Raw genomic sequence first — 26,989 nt, 5'->3', positions numbered from 1 at the left:
TTATCTTTGCAAACAAAATGATAGCACTATGGAAGCAGCAATTCAGAAAAAGGCAACAATGTTCCGTCTGAGCGTCGACCTAATAGAACGTCTCAAAGAGATGGCAAAGAAAGAGCATCGCAGTCTTAATAATTTTGTTGAGTGTGTGCTGCTTGATGTAGCGTATAATGAACCCAACGAAGTTACTAAAGCAGCCATTGAAGAGGCTCGTAGCGGAAAACTCCGTGACGTGCCGCCGGTTGATACATCCTCAGTAGAAGCCATGTTTAAGTCTATGGGATTATGAAGAAACTACACCCTTCGACTCAATATAAAAAGGACTTAAAGAGGATTCGAAATAACCCAAAGAAAGCAGAAGCATTACTTGAAGTTTTACGACTGCTGGAAAATGAATTGCCAATTCCAACGATTTACAAACCGCATATGCTGACAAGTGATTATGCGGGCTGCATGGAATGCCACATTCAAGGAGATTTTCTGCTAATTTGGATTGATCAGACTACCAATGATATTGATTTGGTGCGACTTGGCTCTCATTCAGAATTATTTGGCAAAGGAGATAAAAGATAGAAAATAATAGACCGAGACAATGCTGATAAGGCAATCATCTCGGTCTATCTTATTATTATTATTATTATTATTTCATAGTGATGGCGTTGGATGCCTCGCGCTTTTTCTCGCTGACTACGTCGGCGTAGATCATAGTGGTTTTTACGCTACGATGTGTAAGTATCTTTGATACTACATATACGTCGATACCCAGCGAGATAAGGAGCGTAGCAAACGAATGGCGAAGACAGTGGAACGAGAGCTTTTTCTCAATGCCTGCTGCCTTGACCCATTTCTTGAATGGCTGTTGTGCCATTGAGCGGCGGAAGCCTTTGAAGATAAGTCCTTCACCACGCTCTCCGCAATATTTCAGAGCCTCTTCACTTACCGGTAAAGTGGCCTCTGTTTCGGTTTTCTCGGTGCATAGACGTATGCAGTGACCACCGTCAGGACTTCGCTCAATATTATCCCATCGGAGCTGCAACAAATCACTTAGCCTAAGTCCGGTAAACAGACCGAATATAGATGCTTGTTTGAGGATAGGCACCTCACATTCGGTAGCATCGAGAATTTTCATCTCGTCGAGCGTCAGGTACTCCTTTTTCACCTCCTGCCATTTGATTCCTTCAAGGAAGTCATTAACGTTTTCGTTGATAAACTTCTCTTTATATGCCATTTTCAGCAGACAGCGGAATGTTGACCAATAGCCTGAAGCAGAGTTGTTGGATAACGGTATCTTTTTGTCAGGATGGCGCAGATTATGTGCGTAGAGCAGATACTCCCTGAAGTCTTCGCATAGTTCCGTTGTAATATCACCGAATGTGCATCGACCTCCGCAGAATTTTTTGAAATGGAGATAGACGCTCATCCATTTGTCATATTTGCTTTTCGCCTTCTTCTCGAAGTAGGCAAGAAAGTCCATCTTCTGTTTAGTCTTGTCAAGGAATCCGAACTGTTCGTTTACGAGGCTCTGATAACGGATGCAACGGATGGCCTCGGCTTTCTCCTCCATTTCCTGATTGAAACGGCGTTGTATCTCGTTGGCTGGTTCGGCAAAGATGACTATGCCGAGAGTTTCGCGGCGGGTCATCTTGTTTGTGTGGGGATTGCGTATCGCGGGATAATAATCGAGATAGAGCGATACCTTACCTCCGGCATACGGGCGACGACGGAGGAACACTTTGGTGCAGGTGTTTGTCATTGCTTTATGGGGTTTGAGGGTTTGAAAATCAGATACAAAAGTAGCGGGAGAAGCATGAGAGAACAATGAGTTCTCCAGCAGTCCCAAGGCTTCTCCAAAGTCTCTCTGGAGATTAAATCTCCGGAGAACCGAGGAGAGAATCAAGTTCCGAGCAGAGTATGAGAGTGTATTTTCCTTTCTTCACACGAGTGATGTTGTGGTATTTCAGATAGTGGAGGAGTTGGTCGCGTGTCAGCCCATACTTCTCCATTGCCTCTGGATAGGTGTAATATTCCGGCTCCTTTGGCGCGGTCGTACCCTTCGCCAAATCGAAGTGATACTTTGAATACATCACATAGTTGCCATGCTTTTTTTTCGGGATTCCCTCCTTTGATACGAGAGTATAGATTGCCGATAGCGTCATTCCATAGGCGGCTTGAATATCAGCCGCGGTGTACCACTCGTTGATTTCCTCCTTCGGCTGCTGATTGGCAAAGTAGCGGTCAACATGGCTTCGGCTCCAAAGAGTCTTTCCTCGGCTCTGAGTCTTCGGCCAGCCCTCACGTTCCGCAATCTTATACATCCCGGAGTTTGACACTCCGAATTTTTCCTGCACCTCCTTCGATGTGTAGAACTCAGTGATGGGCTCCCGTACCGGCTTCTCTCGTTTGAGATACTTATGACCTTTCTCGAACAGTTGGTCAATGTCCTGCCGTCGTACCAACGTTTTTCCTTTGAACTGCACGGTTGCGATAGCGTTGTCGGCAAAGTATCGGTATGCAGTAGCCCGGCTGACTCCAAGCAATCGGCATACCTGAGTGGGGGAAAGGAACTCAAGTTTCTCAATTTCTATCTTACCTTCAATCTGGGTTGAGTATTCCGCCTTGAACTCGCTGAGTTTCGCTTGCCGTTTTCTCTCCTTATAGGCGAGCCCGGAACATCTGTGGCTACAGTATTCCGTGTAGTCTTTCGTGCGACAAATTCTTTGCCACACCACTTACATTTTTTGATGATTTCAATATTACTGCTCATATTCGCTTTTATTGGTGGTTATTTCGCCAGTTATTTCGCTGAAAGTGTCTCATCGCGTCTCACTGCGTCTCATGGTGTCTCAAAAGTCCACGACCTTGCGACACGATGTGACGGGATTGACCGACTTGCTACAAATCGGGTACAAAAACACAGGTAAAAAGGGGTGAAAAGCGGTTATATTGCAGTATGAAGACGAAAAAAGCCGCTCGATAACGAGCGACTTTTCAATATTTTACACCAAATGGCACCAGTTGTCACCAATAGGCTACTTGCCGATGCACTAACCATAACTCCTTAGTAATGAGTCTCAGTTTGCTATAAAATACAAAGGCCGGTTGCATTTACGAAATCGAGGCTTCGCAGCCGCTTTTTTCTGCAAGTTCCGGACTGTTTCGGGCTTGTGCTTTGCAAGTGCAAATATACTAAAAATCGGCGAATTAGAACCTTAAAATACGAGAATTCTATTTCGAGTAACTCACTTTTTAACGTCCTATGGCTCAGAGTTACTCAAAATCGCCGATTTTGTCTCCTCACATCCTCTCTTGGAAAGTGGAGAAGATACTCCAAAGGAAGTAAATTTGGAATACTGTTGGCTGTAGTTCGCCTTCAGAAAGTAGTTAGAATTTCAATAGAAAATATCCTCAAACGATACTTTTCATTGAAATTTTTGCTATTCGTTGATCTCATTCTGGCCGTTGCCCAGTGATACTTTCCATAAGGAGATAAACTCGGGAGCCGATGGACTGAGGCCAGCGGTCTTGCGGGTTGTTGTCCAATCTTCTTGCTCTATCCATAGCTACATGAGTATAAGGAATGAGGCCCAACGCATCATAGTTTGACTCGGCGTAAGAGCCAAGCAAATCTTTCATGCGTTTCTTTAGCCAAGTTACACCGGACTTATTTTTCTTGTTCTGGAGCAGGGCATTCTTTGTCTCATCGTCATATTGCTCCACATCTTCCAAATGGAGCAGCAACCATAATTCAAAACAAGGATTACTCATGCAGAAATGCAGGTGGGAGTTCTGGGCGCAAAGCTGGGCTACCTGCGACAGCATCCGTTCCTGCCAACGGTCACGGTCTATGACAAGCCATAGTTCATCGTCATCTTCAATGTTGTATTGACGCATGAAGTCTGCAACTTGACGATGTACGCTCTCTGGAGACGACTCATCAGAATTGCGGTCAAGGACTTCCACATGCACATTAGGCGCGCGAAGCTCATTCTTGACAGCATTGAAATATATGGATTCGGTGTATCGACCTTCTCCGGCAATGACCACGAGACGGGCAGAGCGTACACCTTCAAGGCGGACGAAATCTTTACGCTTTCTCATCTCCGTTCCAGTTAAGAGTTTCGATAGGAGCAAAGAACGGGATTGCGCTGTAACGTCCCTGAAGATAACCCTTTTGAACATTCTCACGGGGCTTGTATTCAGCGAGTGAAACGAGCTTGGAGGCTCCGTCTTTATCTTTCTCCACAAACCATACCTCATCAGCCCGGATAAGATCCAGATTGAGAAGGTTGCATTCGTGGGTTGATATAATCAGTTGTGTGTCCCGCTCAATTGATAATTGCTGAAGATAACATTCAATCAATTTCTGCGACAGCAGAGGGTGCATACTGCGGTCAAGTTCATCAATCATGTAGTCTGACTCGCTTTGCGAGAGGTCTATAAGCATCGGTATGAAGTCGAGCAAACGGATTGAACCGTCAGATTCCTCATCCATTTCAAAGACCACTTCATCATTCGAATCGTTTCGATGAACCGCCTTCTGCTTGAATATTGTGTATGTTCCATCCTCCTTGAAGTCGAAGAAGAAACATTCATTGCTTTCGGGAGCGGCTACCAATGCCGTGCGCCCCGGAGTCGCGGTACTGATTATCTTTTCAAGCAATCTTTCAGGGAGGTTGGTCTCTTCCTTTGATTGAACCGGAAAGCGACGAACATCGACTATGCCGGTATTGAAGTATTGCAACAGACGGCGTGTCGATTCGTGAAACTTCTCATCCTGCTCTGCATTAAATGACAGACCACGGAAGCGTGTGCCGGGGAAAATTATCCTCAATCCGGTAGCAAACCATTGGTATGCTACTTTAATAGAACACAGCCCCTTGCCATTGCGCTCGATATATTCAGCCAAGAAACTTCTCTTGGCCGGAGTGCCTTCTCCCAGAAATTTCACAAACTGACCGACAGAATTATCACCATGTATGTCTCCAAATTCAAACTGGTTGCCATCGGAGTCAGTCTTACGGGTAAAAATCTTTTTATCTGACCGGGCATTTATCTCATACAGCCATTCCTCCTTAATCCCATTGGCAGAGAACTCAACGCCATAGGCAAAATATCTGCCATCAGTCTTGAATTCAATTTCAATTTTGGAAACAGGTTTTATCGGCTTTACCAGTTTGAACGGCTCAAAATCTCCGATGGGAAACCGACCGAGGGCTATCTGCTGAAGCAAAGCGATAGCCTTGATAACATTGCTTTTGCCTGAGGCATTCGCTCCATATATAATGCCAAATTTCAACGCCGAAATGTCATCACGCTTTTGAGCGCGACTTACATGGGCAGGATGCACAGAACCTTTGCCAGCTACAAAACTTACAGAAGTCTCATCCTTGAACGAGTATATGTTTTCAAATGTTGCTCTCAGTATCATTGTCGTATAATTTCAATTATAACGCAAAGATACGACAAATATTTTACATTACCAAGAAATTTTCTAAATGCAAAGAGATGAAAATTGCCGTTATGTGACATTGCTTAGTGCATTCTTATATCATCGGTGAGAGGCGGAGCGGTCTTCCGTGTTAGCGGCGCGATGCCGTCAAACAGCATAGGGCGATGCCTTATGCTCTTTGACCGCATCTCGCCTATGGGTTGTGGCTGAACACCGATAACCGGCAACGCCTCATGGTGAGCATCGGGGACGCTGCATTTCACCTCCGAGACTTATTGCCGTTTATCCGTGTTCCGGGACACCACAACCTGTAAGGAGTTTTACGACCGTTCCGTCACTCACCGATGAAACAGCATTCCACGGGTCGAGACACTGCCGACTCCGTTTCTCTACATCGTCAGAGACTCGCCTTCCGGGAATGACACCGACTATTATTCAGTGATTATAAATTCCCCAAATCAGAAGTAAACAGTACCAATATGTCGTGGTTCGTTTTCACTGGGGCGTAAACTTAGCTCCAGTTTTTATGCAGTCAGTACGACTTAGGAAGCTCTGCTTGCTCGTAGTTGAGAACGTGCGGAGAAGGGATATTCTATATCCTTTCAGCGAAAAAATCTCCAGACCTCCCGTTGGTCAGCTCGTATTTTTTCACCGAAGGGCGAACATCCCTCTACTTCCTCCGCACGGGACGGTTTCAACGAGCAAGCAAAACTTCGATAGTCGATAGACGCATAAAAAAAATGTCGCACGATGAAAACGAACAACAACATATCAGATAGACGAGGCAAAGCATCCATCTCCAGTCTCAACCGCATAAAAAAGGTTGTCAAGTGGGTCGCTATCCTTATCACCTCAATCATCGGATTGGTGTTGTGGGTTTTCCTCCGACCGATATTCCGAGGCGTTGGTTGGGTTATCTCAGCCGTTTCAGCACTCCTTATCATCTATTGGTTACTCACCCTATAAAAATTACGACTATGGCTACAATGTTGAAATCAAACGACACTGCAATCGCAGTAATGCAGCAGATGCTCCAAGAGCGTTGCATCGCAGAACCCTCATTCGCTATCAAAATGGCGAACCCCTCAAAGTCAATGGAGGGAGCTGTCAACTATCTGTGTTCCCAAATCCAAAAGAGCGGTCTGTGTGTGGTGGATGACACTACCGTGATGAACCTATTGGTACATTACTTTGACGAGAACGAGATTGAGGAGGGAGGAAAGGTCAACTGCAACATCGTTGTAGGTAAGCCGGAACTCTCCGAGGAAGACAAAGCCAATCTCAAGGAACAGGCTATGGAGCAGTACAAGGAAGAACAACTCCGAGAAATCCGCAGGCAGAACCAGCCAAAGGCAACCGCACCCAAGCACACCACCGCACCGAAAGCAGGTGAGGAAATCAATGTTCAACCCAATCTCTTCGGAGATGACTTCTAAAGCATACGACTATGAAACCGAGAAACAAGAAGCAAGAGCAGATATTGGCAATGAGTGGGCAGCTTCGCCCACTCACCACCGCCCAAAAGCAGTGGGCACTGACCCATACAATCGACAACTATGCCCTTAAATTCAAGAAAGGGAAAGCCGTATGTCTGATATGTGGTCACGAATGGGAAGCCGAGGAAGGAATGTGTCGTTGTCCACATTGTGGCGCAAAGGTTGAGGTCAAGGCTACCACTCAGCGAGTTGTAAGGGAGAGGTCATACTTCAACATCATCACCGCAGTCAAGGGTTTTCAAGTAATCCGAATGTTTCTGATGATTGTGGAGTTCCGCAAGGGTATGAAGGCAAATCCCGGCTTTGTTGAAATCGGCTCCTATTGGATTGACAAGCACGGACACACCACAGTTGTAGGGCTTCAGCGCACATTAGGTCACTACATTGACTCATTCGCTTTCGGCTCTCCATTGGAAATCAGACACGACAATGACGCATTTTGGCACATCGCCAACCAATGGGTATATCCCCGAATCAAGGTGACTGACACAATCAAGCGCAACGGATACACAACGTATGCCTATGGCGCTCACCCCGTGACTATGTTTCAGCAGTTGCTCACCAACCCCAAGGCTGAAACTCTGATGAAAGCCGGAGAGGGAGGGTTGTTCCGCTACCTCTGCCACCACCCTAAAGAGGTTGACAAATATTGGGACACAATCAAGGTGGCACGCAGGGCAGGTTACAAGATTGACGACCCGCAGATGTGGTTTGACTACATCAAGATGTTGGATAGAATGGGCAGAGACCTCCATTCCCCCACGTTGGTAGCGCCAAAAGACCTTAAAGCCGTACACGATGAATATGTGGCAAAGGCTGAACGTCAGCGTATCAAGGAGCAGAGAGAGAAAGACCGCAAGAGAGCGGAGGAAGATGAAGCCAAGTTTGAGGAACTCAAAGGCAGATACACCGGATTGGTGATGACAGACGGAGAAATCGTTGTCCATACCCTCAACTCCGTAGCCGAGTATTACGATGAGGGAAGCCGTCAGCACATCTGCGTAGGTTCATCATCCTACTACCTCAAAGAGAACACATTGGTATTCACCGCCAAAATCAAGGACAAGACAATCGCCACGATTGAAATCTCCCTCAAAGACTACTCAATCATTCAATGCAGGGCATTTGCCAACAAGGTCTGCCAATATCAAGACCGCATTGCCCAAATCATCAGCGACAATATCAAGATGATAGCCGAGAGAAAGAGAGCATAAGTTTAATCCGACCTCCACCGCACCGGTGGAGGTCACAATACCCCACCAGCTATGACACACATGACACAAAACGGAATATCGACCACGCAGAGAGGTCAAGAGCAATACGAAGCCTTCTACTATACTCATAGAGGTGAACGAGTGGAACAAATTATGTATGATTATCGTACCGAGTATGGCGAACTATTCTCCGTGGTAGCACCCACCCTTAAAGAGTGCCGACAGAAGCGAGACGAATGGCTCGCCAAGAAAAAATAGCCAATAGTCGTAATATACGCCAAAGCGGTGCAGCCCTGTGAAGAGTTGCACCGCTGATTTACTCTCAAAATTTCCAAAAATTTCGGCCGCCTTTAGAGGCGGCGAATACCATTAGTAATCCATCGGATAACTTAATCCAACATGAGGTTCTGAAATTGGCAATTGTTCCTCCAACATAATAGTGAGCTTTTCTTTAGTTACTACGGCTCCTACATCATCTGCAATTATAAGGTTTGCAATCAACATCTTTTCTTTTTCTTCGCCTGACAGTTCAGTCCATGATTTACTCTTATGAGTTTCCCAATAATCCCATGCAGAAATTTCAGTTTCTTTTTTGTATGCAATACCTGAAGCTACGCAGTACATCATTAAAACTATAATGCAGATGAATACTATCGCAATAATAATGAAACCTAATATGATATATACAATTGTTGCTAAAAAGCTCATGTATCGGTAGATTAAAAGATTTATTTTATACAATTTGTTCGCATTGCAAGGGTTATGGTTTCTCCGACTAAGGCTATATTGGCGAGAAGATAGCGTCGCTTACCATTCCATGATACTGTATGACCTGCGATTTCAGCGGTTTTTAGCAGATGTTTTCGTAGGTCAGTGTCGTTGAAATATGTGGCACAGCCTATGCCGAAGGCTGTGCCTGACGGACTAAGCCCGAAGATTATAGGCCCGGCATCCATATCCATTCCAAGAAAGCCACTGCCATCGGGATATTCCTTGAATCCGGTCAGCCATGAATCTTTCAGAAAAGCTTCTTTGAGATGTGAGTATTGCTCTTTAGCAAATTCCGAGTCTATCTGCGTGAGGTAATATGTGTTGAGAGTTGAATAGGATCCCTTGATTGGTGACAGTACAGAGGTGTTACCATCAAGAGGGAGAAAAGAGCGGAGCAACCCTGTTTCGCTGTCAATCCATTCCGATTTAGCCCGTTGAATCCAACGGTTGACGGTGTTTTGGTATTTCCCATTGTTTAGCTGGGCATAATCTGTGAGCGCTACAATGGCAACGAGCATATCGGGTATGTATATGTCCTCACCGGGATATGTAGGAAGATTCATACATTCAGACTCCAGTATCCGGCGATTCATCGCTTTACAAAGTGAGTCATGGAGCGCGTTGTAATTATCACCTCCGCCGATTTTGCGATAGTTGCCTATCATCCATGCCAAATGGCTCAGATATGATATATGGCTCTTATCTCCGGCAATCGAATCTAACGGATCTTCTCCCCAACGCATCTTGTCATATAGTCTCAGTTCCGGAGATTTAACTATCTGAATGAGGCTATCTATTGTATTTATTGATTCCTGTTTGGTTTCGGGATAAAGAATCGAAATGTTAGAAAAAGCCTTTGAAAACATAGAGCAGGAATACAATGCCCATTCGCCTTGAAATTGCAGTCCCAATCCTCCCGGCATTTCCTTCAACAACTGTCGAGGCTCAACGACAATTTTATCTACGAGCCAATTCTTTCGCTGAAGAATATCATTCTTCTCTTTCTCATGCTTTCCAATGCTCCAACACCCCCATGCAACCCACACGACCTTAATCAATACCAGTATGGTTAAGGTGATGAGAAATAGTTTGTGCTTTAGAATCCAATCTTTTATTTTATCCATAAAGGGTATCATCAATATTTTTCATTTATGAAGATATGAAGGGTTCTGGTTGTTCGCGTATGCCTCGATGTTGTTAATTGGATAGAACATTGAAAGAATCGCACCATAGTATCTGAATCCTTCCTTTGAAATTTGTATTCTATCTCCGGAACAAGTAATTAAATTTTTATCATAAAGGAATTTCAGCACATCGGTGTATATTGACACGAATTGACCATCCATTATTTGATTGGCCGTTGGCAGAGAGAACCCACCAGAATATCCGGATATGGCAATGAATTTTGCAAGGAGTTCTTGTTTGGGCAACGAATAGTAGATGTTTGGTTCATAAGAGTCATTGAATCCGATTTGCGTCAAGATGCTTCCGTCATTTTTCCCTATATTGTAGGACAAACCGTTCATTGACATACTTTGTGCTGAAATGCCAAATCCTTTATATTGCCATCTATCCAACATTCTATGCCTGAGATATGACGAAACGCCGTAGTCCCCGGTATCTTTGCTGAATGTATTCTGACCGAAGTCGCTTTTGTATCCAAGTCGGATGAGACCATCGTATAAAAGACAGTATTGCTCATAAGATGTTTCGCTGTTCACCGAAAAGGCAGAGCCAACTTGATTAGTTCGGAATTCATACACAGTAACTTGTTCGGGATTCAGGAATGATATTGTTTCAAGATCATTGCGTATTGTATCGGCGGTCTGTCCCGGCAACCCATACATAAGATCCAGATTTACTTTCTTGATTTTAGTGGCGTGAATCTTGTCGATAGTTTCCTTCATTGCTGTCGCATCAACATTTTGCCTGTGCAGCGGATTCACTACAGATTCTACCACAGACTGAATGCCTAACGAGATTCTTGAAATCCCGGCTTTTCCAATTACGGAAATTTTCTCATCAGATAGAGTCTGGAACGTGGCTTCAATGCTTGGCTCATAGTCTGCGGTTAGAAGTACGCGAGAAATTAAATTTTGATATTCATCCAACAGCATGGAGAAAGCCTTGTCGCATAACGACGTCGGCGTTCCACCCCCTATGTCAAAGCCATATAGTTTTATTTCAGGATATTGCCTGATAAATATTTCAATATCCGAGATAAGGGCTTTTATATATCTGAATTGCATTTCTTTTGATGGAACACATATCCGGGTGTATTCACAAAACGAACATATTTGCTCGCAAAAAGGAATATGCACATAGAACGCCATAGGCTTAATTGCCTCAAATGGTAGTTCTCCGGACACGCTGTATTCGACCCAATCCTTTGGAGAGATTGGATACGAAGTATTGAACAAAGGATTGTTTTTCCTTGATTCAAACAGACTCTCAATGTCAATATATGATGTTGTCATCGTGGAATCCCTGTCTTAAAAATTGGCCATCATACATCAATGATGATTCACAATAATTGGGATTGGCGTAGTTGCGCATATATACCTCCAAAATTCGTCCATCGTGATTATACAGATAGTTGCTACATTTACAGTCGACTCCTCGGTTTCGGCTCTCTGTAAAGTATAGATGAGGTATTGAGGTGAAGTCTATTTCATCAAAATCGACATATCTTTCCTTACAATACTTGTTTACTTTCATAAGAGAAACAAATCCGATTCGCGGCAATCCAAGCGAAATGGCGAACTTCATCATCTTTTCAACCTCCGAAGTACTATCTATGTAGTCTCGAATTAAATTACAGCTGGCATTAACCCTCTCCAAATCTATATTATCAAACGCCAATGCACTTTTGGAAATAGGAACACCGTATATCTCGGACAACTTATCTTGGTTGTAATGATGCACAGATATCGAAATGGAGTTCCAACGAGGATATCGCATCATTACTTGCGAAGCCGGTAGCAGTCCGTTTGTGTTCAGATGTAAATGTATATTGTGGTATTGCTCTAAGGTGGCAACCTCAAGGATTTGGTTTACTATTTCCGGATATACGGAAGGCTCACCACCTGTTAAATTGATACGATTGATAATCACCTCTTTGTTCCTTAGTTCATCAACTACCTCCCATAACTTAGTATGATTAAATTCTACTATATTATTATGTCGATCGCCATTTGAGCAGAAAGCGCAGCGGGCATTGCAACAATCAGTAACCTTTACGAATAGATTGACTGCTTTAGGAATAGGTTGAGGCCGGCAATGTCCATGAGCACAACTCATCGACTTCAATTGAATATGCTTACCGAATATTATTGTGCACATATTATTCTGATATTACCGATTTAAGATAAGAGATTGGTTCCAATAATATTTTTTGTGAAATCTCTCCATTACTTAGAAACTGTTTAAAATTAGAATTGAAAAAATGTTATAGGGCATAACAAACCCTCAGCCAAAGTGTTGAAGGAGAAAAACATTGTTCACATGCATAGAATCAATCTCTATCAGACACTTTTGACCGAGGGTCAATGGTCTTATATAAACAAAGTATTCTTCGAAAATGATTGTCGCAAACGTAAAAATTCACTACGGAGCCTATTCGAAGCGGTATTATACCTACTGGTCACAGGATGTCAGTGGAGGATGCTTCCGCACGATTATCCCAAGTGGCAACTGGTGTACTATTACTTCCGAAAGTGGTCCAAAGAAGGTAGAATCGAACATTTGCTCAACAAACTTGTACGAAAGGTGAGGAAGAAACGAAATCAATCAGAAAGTCCCTCTGTAGGAGCATTGGACGCACAAAGCGTTAAATGGGGCAACCGTAAGAGTGACAATGGATTTGACGCAAACAAGAAAGTCAAGGGCATCAAACGTAACATAGTGGTTGACCGCAATGGCTTTATTCTTGCCCGGACAGTATGCAGTGCATCGGTTCATGATTCCCATCAGGCTCACCCATTGTGTAATGCAGCAGACAGAGAGTGGGAACGGCTTGAAAAGGTTCTTGTTGACCGGGGTTACCGAGGGGAGATTGCTAAAGATATTGAAAAAGATTTTGCAATCAGCCTTGAGGTTTCCAATACTCCAAACGGGACTAAGGGATTCATACCGAAACCTCTCAGATGGGTGGTCGAGAGAACTTTCTCATGGCTTGACTGGTTCCGTCGCCTTTCACGCAATTATGAAGAATCAACCGAGGTCGCTGAAGAAATGATTGATTTGGCTGCCATAAAAATTTTATTGAATCAAATTTAAACAGTTTCTTATAAGTTCAAATATATTATCCACTTCTGGGAATTGGAACTCTCTGTACGTGCATGATAATTCTATCAGTTGAGCTGACGCTGATGCACATTTATTCTCCATGCTCGTGCTCCAGTATGATTCAATAAGAGCAATATGTATATTCAGCCCCAGATTTTTTAGTTTCTTACATAGAAATTGCGCGCTATCAGAAGTGCCACCACATCCATACGACATACACAATCCAACGTTATTGTCTATCGCATTGTCCTTTATAAATTTTAGTATAATTGGCTCAAATACATCAATCATTTGGTCATGCAATCCATGATGTATCCCAGCCCCACGATTGGTGCAATCTGAAACGTTAATCCAAAACTCATTGTCCGAGGACTCGATTATTAGTGATTTATATGCGTCATTTTCGTTTTCACGGATGATTTGTGCCATCAATTTATGGCCTTCTTCATCTGATGTAGAGCAATAATCATAGATGCCAAAACTGTGAAGTCCCAACTCACACCTGTCATATATAATTGTTAGTATTTTATTTCCGGCGACAATTCTCAAATCATGTATGTCGAAATGATCAAGCGTATAACCATCCTCAATCAAATGGCTTACAAGATTATCCCAATTGATGCTCATTGGCATAGGAGTTTTGTCAATGAGCTCATTCATGCAAATTTCCGAAGTGGGTGGTGCATCATTTGATAAAACTTTCTTACACCCAAATATTTTCTTTAGAAGACTGAATATCATATTTATATCTTTAGAGATTAAGCTTTTGCTTTTGCCTTAATTCAGTAATAAATTTTCGTTTTGCTTCAAGATTTGCAAACTCCATTATTCCATTTTCTCTCCATGTCCCAAGAATTGGAAGTGATATATCAAACTTTGGAATGTAATAACCTTGAATATTTTCATAGCAAGGATCTGTTTCTAAAATCTCAGCTGCTATGGTATATTCAAGATAGTGTGGAATATGATTGGGACCCGCACCTTCACCACAAGAAGTTGCATATCCTCCTTTTTCAAGCCCGATGTACACTGGACCGGAACCAATACGCTTGGGTATAAATGCACCCCAACATGGATTTTGGTCATAGTCGTGTGACAATACTGCTTCAAGACCATATTTCCGAAGTCCGCGTTCATGCCTTTTGAACATGAGTTCGTCAAGACAATGCGGATCTAAGGTCCCGTCCTTTTTTTGAATCCTGCTCCAGTTCTCTTTAAGAAATCGTCCAAAATAGAATAATGGATAACCATGTCCGGCACGAATTGGAGACATAACGTAGTCACAATTCGGACTACAATGAGAGAAATGGGTTATTCTGGATTGATTTACATCATTTAAGACCTCCTCTGCAGAACGATAATTGCGGAACTGATTTAGATATACGATGAGATTAAAAAGTTTCTCTCTACAATGCAATTCATATGCTTTGTCCATTTCATTACCGTAAGAGTCATGTCCCAGCAGAGACTCTTTCAAGATATTTACATTAAGACAACCATCTTCAAACAGATTCTTTTCGTAAATTATATTCCAGAAAATCCTGACAGCAATAAACGCCACATCATCTCCATTCCTTTTGAACCGATCAAAGTATCGCTCAAGGTATGACATCACCTCTTCAGGGGATTGAAATCCCATTACTTGGTTTCTGGCAATCACCAAATCAGCGAAAGTTCTCGTAACACCATGTGTATGAGTCAATAAGTTTTCTCTCATGACATTTTCAACATGGTCTCTGCAAATAATATCCACAAATTCTTTTGGCAGACGTATGTTTGAGAGGCCAAGAGCATTCTTGAACAATGGTGCAATCTCCTTTAGTTGAAAACCAGCGATTCCACATCCAATCTTTGTAACATAGAAGGTCAAAGCCCGTTCTCTCTTTGCTAATTCAATGAATCTTTCAACGTATGGCTTAATCGATTCCACTCCACCTTGCATTGTTGGAATGGCGTATGAATTCCCTTGTAATCCTTCACCCTGTCCCCAGATAGCGCCAAAACGATTTATGGCGACACGCGCGGCACCACCAGCATGATGCCCGGCAAGATTACTACCGAATACGAAAATGTCTCTCCTTCCTAATGTAATGATGTTGTCAGGCGTATATTCCGTGTCAAGAGACGTTTCACATACACCGAAGGAACAAGATTCGTCCATTGGTGACGATGGTGAGGTAACTTCCTTATTGCAATTCTTTTTGAAGAGGTCTAATAGTCCCATAAAATTATTTGATTTTTAATATTACGAAATTTGAGGCGTAGGGCAACGGTCGGTCGTGAAGATATTTTGATGAGGATTTGTCGGCATTCAAGCGGTAGAAACAATAGTTCCAACCTTGGCCCATATCGGTGTATAGAGCCTCTTTGACTCCCTGCGAGAGCAATGCGTTTATGAAATGACCAAACGTTACAATGCCTTGGCTTTCATATAGAGCCAACTGGTTTTCTTTGTCGAGGCATAGGGCACGGAAAACGTTCTTATTGCCCAATTTTCGAGCCGTATTCACACCTTTACTATGGTGTATCATCATTTCCTGTGCAAAGCCCATTCCTCCTTCTCTTGCTGCCTTTTCCATTGCTGATTGATAATCGTCATAGAAGAACTGTGGACCGGAAAGTGGTGACCATGTGAAAGCACCGGTGTTTCGCTTGCAACGATAACCTCTATATATTTTACCTCCCGAAACATGGTTTCCGGCTATGTTGATGTGTCCTTTGCCCGATGTTGAGCCTGTAAAGGCTCCTGCAAAAGCCAAAACAATAGAATCGTTGTCAGCTGACGGAATTTCACCGCATATCATATCCATAGTTAAGCGACTCATATCTGGCTTCAGGCAAATTAAATCTCCATATTCTGTTTGTATATGTGATTCTGACAAGAAATCCAAATTTGACTCAGTAAAATCACTGACCATTGACTCCTTGATGTCGGGTTGCACATCTCTGACAATATCAATGAAAAGTTTTACGCGAGCAAGGACCTCACGCCCACGATTACGCCACCATGATGTACGACGACCGGGAGTCTTGGCATTATATCCGATTGCATCTATTCCAAGATGTTTGGCTTGATACAAGGCACGCTCGTTATGGTATTCCTGCGAAATTATTACGATTGAGTCCTGCCGATACACATCACGCATCTTGGCGATAGAGTTCAAGGTGCGAGTGCCGTCATAATCGAGAATTATGCGCACGGAGTCAACGCCCTGTTTCATCAGCGAGTCGCGCATAGCAATCGGTTCGTCATACCCATTCTCTGAATTTCGGTAATCACCACCACTGACCACAAGCCAATCAACTTTACCGGCGTTATATAGGTCTGCGGCCGCTTTTATACGATGATCAAAGTAATAGTTCCTTCGCCCATTCCATGTAGATATGGGCGAAGTGCCAAGCACAAGCCCGACCTTACGATGTGGAATATCCTCAACATCGTCATGAAGCCTGTCCTTAGCGGCATGGCCAACCATTCGGTCGCAAACCACAATTACTCCAATGAGAATTAAAACCAATATTCCAAAAGCTAATGCTATTTTCTTTTTCATGGAGACTCTATACTTCGCTATTTCAGTTTTATTGTTGACAATATCTTATTCCAAAGGCGGTCAGATTTCTCATCACCATAATCGAAAACTCCACTTAGGTAATATAGATCATATTTGTCTTTTATAACAACGTATTGATCTTGGATAATCGTATCGCCACCTAAATCGTATGCAGTCCAGACGTTACATGCTTCGTGTTCATCTACTTGCAAGGAATCTCTTACTTCGCTGATGTATATACATGTTGAATCAGCATCGGCTCTCATAAGAATCATACTAACCCAATCGGAAACAGGATTGTTTGGAGCAAGCCAACGAGTTGCGCCTTTGACTAATCGAATTTTGAAGGAATTGTCTGGAGGATAGAACTCAGTAACACCAGACGTGATTCTAAGAGAATCGACAATATGTTTGATTTGCCAAGTCTCACAAGTATCTGTTGCCCATGTCCAGCCTTGTGGAAGCAGAGCGGAAAAATATTCATCATCATATGGTACAACGAGAGAATCTATTGACAACCCTTTGGTTTTGTTTGTCGATGTCTTTGGCTTATTATTACAAGCCGTCATCATGATAGCGGCTGTAAACACTAAATATAATAACTTCCTCATTTTAATCCTTGCTTTTTAGCTATATTTTCCCAATACGAAGAGTCTTCCAACCCAATCTCTGACATTTCAATTATTGCTTCGGGATAACCATATTTAGCAGATTGGCGCAAGCATTCTATTCCTTTTTCATAATCTACGGAGGTGCCAACAGCATTCATATAGCACAATCCAAGATGCCAGCCCGCACTGGGAAGTTCTTTCCCATATTCAAATGCCTTCGTAAGCACTTGGAACGCTTTCAGACCAATGGTCTGTGATTTTTTGTCAAGAGCCTGATTATAGAGTTCATTGCCATAAAACAAAACACCGCGTGGATAATTTTGCATTGCAGATTTCTCCCACCAAACCATAGCACTATCAGTACCCAATGCAAATTGAGCAACTTCTCCATACTCGCACTGTGATTCCGCATCACCCAACTGGGCTGCTCTGCGCAACCAATACCATTGTATCGGTATATCTTTGCCCGTCACGGTATCTTGAACAACAATTTCATGTGTAATATTTTCACTCATTTCGTCTTCAGAAGGTAATCTTGCTCCTTCGGGCTTCTTATCGGGTTCTCCATACCATATCCAGTCACCATCCGGCGTAATTACTTCTTCTACCTCTACATACGCGTCAGCAGGAGTGCCATATACAGAATCGTAATAGTGGAATAGATACCGACAGGCAGCTATATCTCCTTTCTCGCCAGCTTTCTCCAACGTATTAAGAGCAGATACCGTATCTCTCTTTTGAAAAAAAGACTCCGCCTTTTCAATCGCATTTGATTTGGGGAACAATTGGGTTGCACCATAAATGCCACCACAACACACCAATGCAATTAAAATATATAATAACTTTTTCATAAATCTGTATATGTATTAAATTTCCAAGTCATTACCATACCACCTTCTTCTGAATGGATGGGCCGGATCCTTATGTAAGGTCGATCAGGTAGTGTATCATATAAATTCCAATGATAATAGTTCCATTCAGGCTCGCCATTGTCATCTATGGCTGGTTCTCCATAATATCGGGATATTTTAGCAACTAAAGAATCTATTGCCTGTTTATCTTGTCTTCTTGTTAAAAACAAAAAGCTTTTATTGAGACAGAATTTCACATTGGCAAATTCTACAACAGCACTGGCGAACTGTCCGTTATGTTCCTCAATTGTATCATATTTTAATATACCTACATCTGACAATTCTTTTATTGCAAATCGTTCATCAAGGAGTATTTTTGTCCCAAAGATAATAGCAGAATCTATGTTATAAATACCATTATTTGATATAGAATCCACTTCCAATAAGCTGTCTGAACAAGGGTCTGGATTTGTAGTGGAGTTCTGCTTGCACATTACACAACCGAGAGTAAAGGACAACCAGAAAGAAATTAACGTTATTTTCTTAATTGCTGTTTTTTTCATTGGTGGCAAAGCTTATGAAATTATCTACTTTGTGTCGATACTCTCTTTCTTTGTATAGGCTCTTAATGTAGTACTCCGGAATTGCATTATACCCGTATTTTGCGCCGAGGATTGCACATGAGATTGCTGCGTTGGTGTCGGCATCGCCACCTTCGTTTACCACCGCAAGTAGTCCGGATTCAAATGAGTTAGCGTGCCAGTAGCACCAAAGAGCTGCTGCAAGAGTTCGTAATGTATAGCCGATTGAATGAGTTTCATCCAAATCCAATTCCGATATGTACTTACGTTTGTATGCTAAATCAATCCATTCCTCGAGGCGGACATCGTATTTAGACCCTATGTTTTTGATCTCCTCATAAGAAAGGGGCTTGTCATTCCACACGAGATTATGAATGATGGATGTAGCTATAACGCAAGAGCCAATACATCTTGGGTCATAATGTGTAAGTCTGCAAATATCTTCTGTTTGTTCAATGAAATTATTCTGAACCAATCCTACTATCGATGTTCTCATCAGTGCACCATTTGCAGCACTTTGTCGTCGAGACAGCTCCCACCAAAGACGCGAACATTCATCGTGCTTTTCAACATAATCACCCATAGCAAGGACCTTGAATGTATGGGCACCGATACCCATAGGCTCACCGTCGGCCCAATCTTTGAAGTTCTTTGCTACCTGAAGAATATCAAATTTACCGTTATCAAAACCATTCAAGATGCAAAGCATCATATCTGTATCGTCAGTCCATGCTCCTTTATGCCAGCGACGGCGATGAGCATCTTGAATGATGTTCTCGTATCGCGATAGCCCATTGGGATAGTGTTTATGCACTTCATCCTTATTCAGGAATTCAGTCCCTAATCCAAGAGCATCACCAACGGCTTGCCCATAAAAGCAACCGAGCATTTTATCCTTTATAGCATTCATGTTTGTATCACTAAAGAATCAATACTCCATAATCGTGGTTGAATTTCCTTCATTATCCGTTATGACCGTCATGCCTCCTCCCAGATCCATTGTATTGTATGAATTCCCATTGTTATCGGTTGTAATGGTCATCCCGCCCCCTAAATCCATAGTGTTATATGTATTACCGTTATTATCAGTAGTAACACTCATCCCACCACCTAAATCCATTGTATTATACGTATTTCCATAGTTGTCACTGGCAACTCGCATACCTCCCCCCAAGTCCATAGAGGTCATGCTATTGCCGTTAGTATCATAGATGGTGTACATCCCGCCTCCCATATTCATAATGGTATATGTTAGACCAGAAGTAGTATGAACGAAATAAAGACCGGACTCGTCATCAAATTCAATATTCTCAACATCCTCGTCGAATTCATCTTCAAAATAGTAGCAGACATCATTATATTTTTCAACATCGAGACATATTTCATTTACGTCAACTTCTCCAGTTCCAATACTCTCTTCTTTTGCCTTGTTTGAACAAGATGTTGACAGTATAGATATGGCAATTGTAGCCACATAAAGCATGATATATTTTCTCATATTTTTTTCAAAGTTAGAAACAGATGCCGCAGTCATACTTATAGAAAGTGAACTTGTCCTTTGCTACAACGCTTGCGGTTCCGTCAGCGTTAAACTTAATCCGATAATGTTCTCTGATTAGACCCTCCCAATCGTTCCAATAAGAGCAATACACGTCTGCATAACTCTTATCCGAAGCAAGCTCTACTTTCGGTAGTAAATTGTCATCCTTCAGTAAAATGGAAAAGTCATAATTTTGAATAGGCTTAATCTTTGTTATATCATCAGGATTAAAGATGAAATCGCGGACAATGTAACCACCGTGCCAGAATACCGGCATGACAGTATGTGCCGTCAATACCAGATAGAGCTGAAATGCACCCATCGCAGTTTTATCTACAATGAGGTGCTCAGGTATTAGTTTCTCTTCGGTTCCGGTCTCATTGTAAACGAAGAAATGACTTTCATCACCAATGGATTCTGTTTTTACCGATGCTATGTAAGCCCCAAGTTTAAGACCATCTTTAAGACGGATGCTTTTCGCCCGAAAAAATAGTTCTCCCTTATCTTTTATGTCTGTCGTTTTACAGATGCTATTAACTATAATGTCATGGATTGAGTCCCCGGCCCCGGAGAATATATTGAACTTGTCCAAGGATGAAATGAAGCTTCTCGCTTCATTGAAGATGTTTAAATACGATGAATATCGAGAATCGTTTTCGAGTTTAAGCAAACGAGACAAATACATTCTAGCACGGTCAATATCTTTCACTATAGGATTGTTTGCCAAATCTTCTCCGAGGAAATACATTACAGCTAAGTTCCATAAGCAATGAGGAGACGGTGACGCAGAACCAGCCACATACTTTAACCATTCGGCTGCTTCTTTATATTGTCCCTCATTAGCCCAATAGACAGTAAAGACATTTATCATTGAATCGAGGTTGCCTTTTTCCGCTGCGTCTATAAAAATTTTGAGGGCTTCCTCACTGGCTCCATTATTAGCTGTTATAATACCTTGTCTATTTTTTTCTTTTTCACAAGGGTCATCGTTTTCAAATGTATATTGCCCTTTAATTCGAAGGACGAAAGATTTTGATTGGGTTGATGAAATTACATGAGCCTTTTGCTTTACTTTATGAAATGGATCAAGACGATACCGAGTGTCTGGCATTAACTCAACCAATCTTCCACAGTCAGGGCAGATGGTCAATTTACCGGAATATCCGACCGGACCTAAATCCATGTAGAAATCATACCAGTCGATGAGAGCAGAATCAGTGCCACAGGACGGACAGACCAAATGATTTTCTTGCGTGTCAGAGTCCCCGGTAATGTATTGAGATACAAAATCCAATGATAGCAGAGGTCTGTCTATATCATTATATATGCAACCATAGTCCTGAAGATGTGAGGGCGCAAAAGTTATATGGTCAATTTTTTCATTCTTGATGAAAAAGAAAATCACCATATTGTTATATCCCTTGATTTGCACAGATACAGAAGGTCGGCACTGATTCGGATTCCATGCCACATCAACCTTATACCACACCTTTTCATCATCGGCCTTCTTTTTCCAAGTTTTGAAGTACTCTATGATAGTTTTTGCTCCCGAAAACGTTTTGCGTTTATATAGAGTTAAATATGTCTTATCGGATAGTTTGTCTTGTATTGTAGAATAATCACCACTGACAAAAGCTCGGGCAAATGCTATCGTGATGGCTTTGTATTCTGAATCTGGCATATTAGGTTCAACGCCAATCCGACCATCTATTCGACTTTTACAATTGAATATTTCTTCAGGTGTAAGAGAAGACTCATAGGCTTGGCCATAAACATCATCAAGACGGATATTCTTATTGAATTTAACATTAAATTCGTCTATCGTCATTTTATCACTACCGGATAGAATAGTATCCTTGGGCCAATATTTGAAATCATCAGCTTTTAACGGATGAGCTTTCCCTTTTCGTTTAGGTAACAAATCATGAAAACCGTGCTTGATAATATGGTCAATTGAAATAACTATGACACCCACAAAAAGAACGATAATTGTGAGAGGCCCCAATGCTACTGTTAAAAATTTCTGTCGTTTTGACAAGTTACTCTTGAAGCCCATTATTATGGCGACTAAAACAATGACACATGCCAAATATATCCCAAACCAAATCATGTTCAAGTTATTTATATGTTTCTATCTATCATTCTATATATAATTATTCATTGGCGCATTTGCCACAAGGTTTTCTCTTCACTCTTTTGGCTCTACTAATCGTTACTTCTTTGATTGCTCCAGTACAATGTGAAGTCATCAAATAACAATCTGAATTATTGTGGTAGGCGTATGCTTGTGGACCGGTACATACATAAACGATTTGCTCCGTATTACATGATTGTAATGAAATCATGATAACGAAGAATGACAATATAGAGCATACTCTACGGACGGTATTTATCTTGGTGATTCCCATTTGAATGTTCTTATGACATTGTCAAGGTCTGAAGCCCATCGGTCACTATCCTTTTCTCGGAACGTTACAAGAATTTTAGCCATTTCACTGTAGTTGGACAAAAGATAGAATTTGCATTTCACAGGGCCATCATCTCCATTCCGTCTATAAGAGCCTTCTATCGCTTTAGTCCCATCTATATCAATCCACCGCCAAGTTGGACGCTCAATATATGTGTATGGCTTAATTTCCTCGTCAACCATTTCCCGGAGATTTCGATAGTCCTCAGAGACTAATCCCGGAGATTCGTAGTGGTGTTCGACCTCTCCCGCTGAAAATGAGAAATGTTGTATAAGCACTCGTGCATAAGTATTATAGGCATCTTCTGTCATTGAAGACAAATCCTTTTGTTGGAATACCGCATCAGCACTGCTTATTAACCCAATGTTATTTGACATCCATCTGGTGTAATCGTCGTAATCATTTCGCAGTTCCATAGTATTTGGAACAGAGAGAGAAAAAGCATTGTCAATCTTATATTCAGCCCAATCAGACGGCGTTGAGAATGATTGGATAATTTCAGCATGAGAACTTTTCTCTTGCATATATGCTTGAGAACAAGTCCGAGAAATCGTTCCTAATGCTGATAGCAAAAAGAATCCACATATAATTGCGGGCCACTTGTTCTTTTTTCTCTTCTTTGGAGCATTGGATAATTTATCGTTGATAAACTGCTCCGCTTTTTGCCGTTTCGAAGCAAGAAGTTTCAGCAATTCCTCGTTCACAAGGTTGCTGCTCAACGCGTAGTCGTATTTTTTCTTTAGTTCCTCATCAGACAATACTAAAAATGCCTCATTAACAGCAATAAGCTGTCCTCTCATATCTTTATCCAAGACATGAGAACTAAGTTGTGTCGTGACTTCCTTATACTTATCTAAAATTACATCTTGGGAATCTTCGTATGAAGACAATCCCAAGATGTCGTAGTAGTTCTTCATCTTTAGGATGATTATTTACTTTCTTCAGTGATGTCAAGAGCTGGAGGTGTAACGTTTTCTTCCTCTGGATTGAGCTTTTTCAAGCACAATGCAAATATCAACCCAATGAGAGGGAAAAGAATTGCGAGAATGTAGTATCCAGCACCTCTATTCTTTTTTGAAAGCAGAATACACGCAGGCACTGTAAAGATTAGCCAAACTAAAAGTAATTGCATGATGATATAATGATTTAGGTGATTTATTTACAGTTTATATATGATTTAATGGCATCAATGCTCCATGCATAGTTCAAATTTGCTTGTGATCCATCTGCAAACGTTCCAGAAGTAATGCCCACCACTTCACCGTATTCGTTGATAAGAGCTCCACCACTACTACCATGATCGATGAGTGCTGATATTTGCATAAGATTCTTATCGCGCCATTGTGAAACTTCTCCGGACGAGAATGTATTCTCCAATCCGCGGGGACTGCCGATAGCGAATACTTTTTCCCCCACCTGCGGCTTATATTTTGCAAGAGGGATAAAATTGGTGTTTGACACATTTACTCGGAAAACAATAAAATCTTCGTCCTCGCTACTGTGAATTACCTCAGCCACCTTATATGCCTCATCACTGTTAGCAAGTTTGATTTGCTCCGCACCTATATTCGTGCCATGAAATACATGATAGTTACTGACGGCGAGTCCATCAGAGTTTATGAAAAATCCAGAACCCTGATAGCCATTGTATCCATCAGAGGTAAATACCATGAATACGGCAGTATTATACTTGGCAAAGATTTTTGATCCGTCAAGTTTATTCTTATCACCACGATTATTGGAAACCGTAACATTCAAATTGCGTTGACTGCCACGTGTAACATTTGACTGCTGGTTATTACTCATTTCGGAATTTCCCGAATGAGAAGCTACCTGAGGTCTGTTGTGGCCTGACTTATGTGCGCAAGATACAAGACACAAACTTGTGAGTATTGCAATTATTAGGTTACTTGTTTTCATTCGTTGATTCAAAGATGTTCTTTGGTAAGATGTGTATAAGAAATCGTTGGTTCTCGGTTTCAACACTCTCTCGCATAGAGTGTGTATCAAGTTTACCATCGCCACTGCCTGAAATCAAGATTTCACAGTTGTTTTCAAAAGAAATTCCTTTCTGTTCAACCCAAAACCTCATAAGTGCCAACGCTCTTTGATAACTTAACTCATAGTTATAGAGATAGGGGTCACGAGAAGCCTGTCCCTCCACAATTAGCACATATTGATTTTGGCTATGATTTGAAAGAAATTTTTGAATTTCCTTTCCTGCATTTTCAAGATTTGATAGCTGTTCTTCTTTGTCAGGAGCTATAATATCATTGAGATCTGCCTTCCCCTTTGGGTACTTACCCTGTACATTTAGGACATATTTTTTGTAGTCCGGTCGATAAATGAAATAATCAGATTTTGTTAAGTCTTCTGTTGAAGTTGCTATCTCTTTTATTGCTTGAAGTTGAGCTTCGGTAGCCTCCATTCGCTTGTGTAGTAAGACAATGACAAGTATAAACAGTACTAACATAACAAAAAATAAACTCGTCATGAGGTCTGAATAACTTGTCCAAAAGAACGATTCTTTTTTCTGTGCCATTGTCTTAGTCTTATTTAACAGAATCAGCGTTAGCAGTATTGTCAACTGATGAATCAGCGGTATCTGTCACAACTGGTGTGGATACAGGCGTAGATTGAACGGTTTCATGAAACGTAGGCTGGGACTGTACCGTTGTTTCCTTGGGGAAGAAGTAAACTACAACATTGAAAACACACGCAGCTGCAATTATTACCAGTGCTGAAATTGCAGTCCATTTCATCCATGATGGCATGGAGGGACCGGCTATTACTGTCCCTCCATCACTACTAAGTTGAGCTGTTACTTTTGCAGTCTGCATTGATTGTTTTAATGCAAAAGAAATGTCAGAAGCTAACTTGGCATTGGATTTTTCCACCTTGTCAATCAACTTATCCAAGCGAACCGGGATAGATGAAATCTCTTCAAGTTGTTTTGCCAATTGAGGCATATTAGACATTTGGGCACTGAACTGAGCGTTCATCTGAGTCATAAATCTTTCAAACGCTTCTTTTTCATCTTCAAGTATCTTTTTGAAATGTTCACTTTGTTCTACAAAGCGTTTCTGCATTTCATTGACATTCTCAGAAGTGGATTCTTTGATATTTTCCAAGGAGTCCTGAAGCGTCTTATCTGCATCTGCGGTAGTTTTTGCAATTTCGCTCTTATGACGACGGAAGAAATCTCTAATTTCTTCAAGAATATGCAGTCTATCAGCCTGTTCTCCAAACTGAGCTTCAAATCTATGAATTGCACTTGTGTAGCCCTCAATATCATCAAGATATTCATTGAAGGCTTCGAGTTTGTCGGTACACTCTTTAAGTTCTTGAAGCACACGCACATTCGCTTTAGCCATTTTCATAACATCCATGTCATGAACGGCTTTGATTATATCCGCCTGTATTGCGTATGATTGATTAACAGCATTAAGAGCATTGCCAAGATTAGAAGTGTTTTCCTTGAAGGTATTGTTAAATTTATTGAGATTCTTGACAAGGTTATTCAATGCTTGCGACGTATCTGAGGGCAATTCTGGAAGAAGTTCAGATTGCATCCATGCGAGAAATGAATTTTTCCCATTTGCCTCTTTCAGTTTGCAACGCTTAAAAAGCAGTGAATTGGCGGTTGTGAGCAAGATGCCTATAATTGAAGCAAGCATAGCCCATGCAACACCACTAAGCAGTGCATTGATACCTAATGCAGCATTCTCTGAAGCAACATTTATGACACCACCGGAACTACCCATTAAAGTTAGAATAGCATCCGATTTCAATAAGTCAGTAAGACCAATAATAACACCTGCCATTGTTCCGGCAAGACCCCAATACAAAGGTATAGGAGTCTGTGTCGCAATGTCGTTTTCTACCGAATCGCAATGGCGGTCAACGGCGTCTTTAAGCAAACCAAAATCAATAACTGATCCTGAATTATTTCCGAGGTACTTATTTATTGAGTTCTTAATCGACTCAAAAATTGTGTTCCCTGCGCCATATACACCGTCAACGAGATTTGTCTGCTTGTTACGACGAAGACGCCACGATGACTCTTCAGAAAAAATCTTACTGAATTGATTCATGCGCAACAGGTTCTTTACGAAAAAGAATACCTGAATACAAATGATAGCTATGATAATAACAGGTACTAATGCGTGCATG

The 26,989-nt window shown here is 41.7% G+C and carries 27 protein-coding genes and 1 pseudogene; 7 read left to right on the top strand and 21 right to left on the bottom strand.

Translation table 11 applies throughout. The annotated features are described in order from the left end of the window. Nucleotides 1-28 precede the first annotated feature (28 nt). Nucleotides 29-286, top strand: a complete 258-nt coding sequence (locus tag EZ315_RS14085) for a ribbon-helix-helix protein, CopG family (protein WP_135472647.1) — start codon at nt 29-31, stop codon at nt 284-286. After that, nucleotides 283-570: a type II toxin-antitoxin system YafQ family toxin gene (locus EZ315_RS14080; RefSeq protein WP_135472646.1), complete on the top strand. Its 288-nt coding sequence runs from the start codon at nt 283-285 to the stop codon at nt 568-570. The genes EZ315_RS14085 and EZ315_RS14080 overlap by 4 nt, the downstream gene beginning before the upstream one ends. A 67-nt stretch (nt 571-637) precedes the next feature. Here the strand turns inward: EZ315_RS14080 and EZ315_RS14075 are convergent, their stop codons facing one another. The 4 genes from EZ315_RS14075 to EZ315_RS14060 form a co-directional block, all read right to left on the bottom strand. Beyond that, the gene (locus EZ315_RS14075; RefSeq protein ID WP_135472645.1) at nt 638-1,750 is read right to left on the bottom strand and encodes a site-specific integrase; all 1,113 of its coding nucleotides are present in this window, start codon (nt 1,748-1,750) and stop codon (nt 638-640) included. Nucleotides 1,751-1,862: 112 nt separating this feature from the next. Further along, nucleotides 1,863-2,723 carry a helix-turn-helix domain-containing protein gene (locus EZ315_RS14070; protein WP_242452609.1) on the bottom strand — a complete coding sequence of 287 codons (861 nt, stop codon included), beginning with the start codon at nt 2,721-2,723 and terminating at the stop codon, nt 1,863-1,865. 721 nt (nt 2,724-3,444) lie between these two features. Next, a complete protein-coding gene (locus EZ315_RS14065) occupies nt 3,445-4,095 on the bottom strand; it encodes an RloB family protein (RefSeq protein WP_135472644.1) in 651 nt (216 codons plus the stop codon). Continuing rightward, nucleotides 4,082-5,425 (bottom strand): AAA family ATPase, encoded by a 1,344-nt coding sequence (locus tag EZ315_RS14060; protein WP_135472643.1) that lies wholly within the window; start codon nt 5,423-5,425, stop codon nt 4,082-4,084. Before EZ315_RS14060 ends, EZ315_RS14065 begins: the two co-directional genes overlap by 14 nt. A 771-nt stretch (nt 5,426-6,196) precedes the next feature. On the opposite strand from EZ315_RS14060, the gene EZ315_RS14055 reads away from it, so the two are divergent. From EZ315_RS14055 to EZ315_RS14040, 4 genes are read left to right on the top strand one after another with little or no spacing between them, the layout of a single operon-like run. After that, on the top strand, nt 6,197-6,412 hold the full coding sequence (locus EZ315_RS14055) for a hypothetical protein (RefSeq protein ID WP_128712411.1): 216 nt from the start codon (nt 6,197-6,199) through the stop codon (nt 6,410-6,412). An 11-nt stretch (nt 6,413-6,423) separates the two neighbouring features. After that, the gene (locus EZ315_RS14050) at nt 6,424-6,882 is read left to right on the top strand and encodes a PcfK-like family protein (RefSeq protein ID WP_135472642.1); all 459 of its coding nucleotides are present in this window, start codon (nt 6,424-6,426) and stop codon (nt 6,880-6,882) included. Between the two features lie 11 nt (nt 6,883-6,893). Continuing rightward, nucleotides 6,894-8,156: a PcfJ domain-containing protein gene (locus EZ315_RS14045; RefSeq protein WP_135471742.1), complete on the top strand. Its 1,263-nt coding sequence runs from the start codon at nt 6,894-6,896 to the stop codon at nt 8,154-8,156. A gap of 60 nt (nt 8,157-8,216) precedes the next feature. After that, entirely contained in the window at nt 8,217-8,414 is a 198-nt protein-coding gene (locus EZ315_RS14040; protein ID WP_135471743.1) for a DUF3873 family protein, read from the top strand. A 111-nt stretch (nt 8,415-8,525) separates the two neighbouring features. Here EZ315_RS14040 and EZ315_RS14035 read toward each other — a convergent pair whose 3' ends face one another. Genes EZ315_RS14035 through EZ315_RS17010 form a run of 4 tightly spaced genes read right to left on the bottom strand, consistent with a single transcriptional unit; the run spans nt 8,526 to nt 12,227 of the window. Further along, nucleotides 8,526-8,864: a hypothetical protein gene (locus EZ315_RS14035; RefSeq protein ID WP_135471744.1), complete on the bottom strand. Its 339-nt coding sequence runs from the start codon at nt 8,862-8,864 to the stop codon at nt 8,526-8,528. Nucleotides 8,865-8,884: 20 nt separating this feature from the next. Then, nucleotides 8,885-10,051 carry a hypothetical protein gene (locus EZ315_RS14030; RefSeq protein ID WP_135472641.1) on the bottom strand — a complete coding sequence of 389 codons (1,167 nt, stop codon included), beginning with the start codon at nt 10,049-10,051 and terminating at the stop codon, nt 8,885-8,887. Between the two features lie 21 nt (nt 10,052-10,072). Next, nucleotides 10,073-11,404 carry a radical SAM protein gene (locus EZ315_RS14025; RefSeq protein WP_135472640.1) on the bottom strand — a complete coding sequence of 444 codons (1,332 nt, stop codon included), beginning with the start codon at nt 11,402-11,404 and terminating at the stop codon, nt 10,073-10,075. Further along, a complete protein-coding gene (locus EZ315_RS17010; RefSeq protein WP_394347035.1) occupies nt 11,385-12,227 on the bottom strand; it encodes a radical SAM protein in 843 nt (280 codons plus the stop codon). Before EZ315_RS17010 ends, EZ315_RS14025 begins: the two co-directional genes overlap by 20 nt. Before the next feature lie 204 nt (nt 12,228-12,431). Between EZ315_RS17010 and EZ315_RS14015 the strand changes: the two genes are divergently transcribed. Continuing rightward, entirely contained in the window at nt 12,432-13,205 is a 774-nt protein-coding gene (locus tag EZ315_RS14015; protein ID WP_135471221.1) for an IS5 family transposase, read from the top strand. On the opposite strand, the gene EZ315_RS14010 is transcribed toward EZ315_RS14015, so the two are convergent. From EZ315_RS14010 to EZ315_RS13950, 13 genes and pseudogenes are all read right to left on the bottom strand, one after another. Then, entirely contained in the window at nt 13,188-13,955 is a 768-nt protein-coding gene (locus EZ315_RS14010; protein ID WP_135472638.1) for a hypothetical protein, read from the bottom strand. The two genes, EZ315_RS14015 and EZ315_RS14010, sit on opposite strands and share 18 nt — an antisense overlap. Before the next feature lie 1,000 nt (nt 13,956-14,955). Next, nucleotides 14,956-15,375: pseudogene (locus EZ315_RS14005) on the bottom strand (A1S_2505 family phage non-structural protein); the annotation flags it as partial. Between the two features lie 67 nt (nt 15,376-15,442). After that, entirely contained in the window at nt 15,443-16,705 is a 1,263-nt protein-coding gene (locus EZ315_RS14000; protein ID WP_242452608.1) for a SanA/YdcF family protein, read from the bottom strand. 77 nt (nt 16,706-16,782) lie between these two features. Next, nucleotides 16,783-17,376 (bottom strand): hypothetical protein, encoded by a 594-nt coding sequence (locus EZ315_RS13995; RefSeq protein WP_135472636.1) that lies wholly within the window; start codon nt 17,374-17,376, stop codon nt 16,783-16,785. Then, nucleotides 17,373-18,227: a tetratricopeptide repeat protein gene (locus EZ315_RS13990; protein WP_135472635.1), complete on the bottom strand. Its 855-nt coding sequence runs from the start codon at nt 18,225-18,227 to the stop codon at nt 17,373-17,375. Before EZ315_RS13990 ends, EZ315_RS13995 begins: the two co-directional genes overlap by 4 nt. Beyond that, nucleotides 18,224-18,790 carry a hypothetical protein gene (locus tag EZ315_RS13985; RefSeq protein WP_135472634.1) on the bottom strand — a complete coding sequence of 189 codons (567 nt, stop codon included), beginning with the start codon at nt 18,788-18,790 and terminating at the stop codon, nt 18,224-18,226. Before EZ315_RS13985 ends, EZ315_RS13990 begins: the two co-directional genes overlap by 4 nt. Continuing rightward, a complete protein-coding gene (locus tag EZ315_RS13980) occupies nt 18,771-19,718 on the bottom strand; it encodes an ADP-ribosylglycohydrolase family protein (RefSeq protein WP_135472633.1) in 948 nt (315 codons plus the stop codon). Before EZ315_RS13980 ends, EZ315_RS13985 begins: the two co-directional genes overlap by 20 nt. An 18-nt stretch (nt 19,719-19,736) precedes the next feature. After that, on the bottom strand, nt 19,737-20,306 hold the full coding sequence (locus EZ315_RS13975) for a hypothetical protein (RefSeq protein ID WP_135472632.1): 570 nt from the start codon (nt 20,304-20,306) through the stop codon (nt 19,737-19,739). A 13-nt stretch (nt 20,307-20,319) separates the two neighbouring features. Beyond that, nucleotides 20,320-22,404 carry an SEL1-like repeat protein gene (locus EZ315_RS13970; protein WP_135472631.1) on the bottom strand — a complete coding sequence of 695 codons (2,085 nt, stop codon included), beginning with the start codon at nt 22,402-22,404 and terminating at the stop codon, nt 20,320-20,322. Nucleotides 22,405-22,737: 333 nt separating this feature from the next. Next, nucleotides 22,738-23,733, bottom strand: coding sequence for a J domain-containing protein (locus EZ315_RS13965; protein WP_135472630.1), 996 nt, complete (start codon nt 23,731-23,733; stop codon nt 22,738-22,740). 238 nt (nt 23,734-23,971) lie between these two features. After that, entirely contained in the window at nt 23,972-24,622 is a 651-nt protein-coding gene (locus tag EZ315_RS13960; RefSeq protein ID WP_370463972.1) for a S1C family serine protease, read from the bottom strand. A 100-nt stretch (nt 24,623-24,722) separates the two neighbouring features. Then, nucleotides 24,723-25,358, bottom strand: a complete 636-nt coding sequence (locus EZ315_RS13955; protein WP_135472628.1) for an OmpA family protein — start codon at nt 25,356-25,358, stop codon at nt 24,723-24,725. Nucleotides 25,359-25,368: 10 nt separating this feature from the next. Next, entirely contained in the window at nt 25,369-26,988 is a 1,620-nt protein-coding gene (locus tag EZ315_RS13950; protein WP_135472627.1) for a hypothetical protein, read from the bottom strand. Between the last annotated feature and the right edge of the window lies 1 nt (nt 26,989).

This window comes from Duncaniella freteri (genome assembly GCF_004766125.1).
Classification (GTDB): domain Bacteria; phylum Bacteroidota; class Bacteroidia; order Bacteroidales; family Muribaculaceae; genus Duncaniella; species Duncaniella freteri.
The sequence above is the reverse complement of the archived record's forward strand: the minus strand, read 5'-3'. Positions and strand labels throughout refer to the sequence as shown.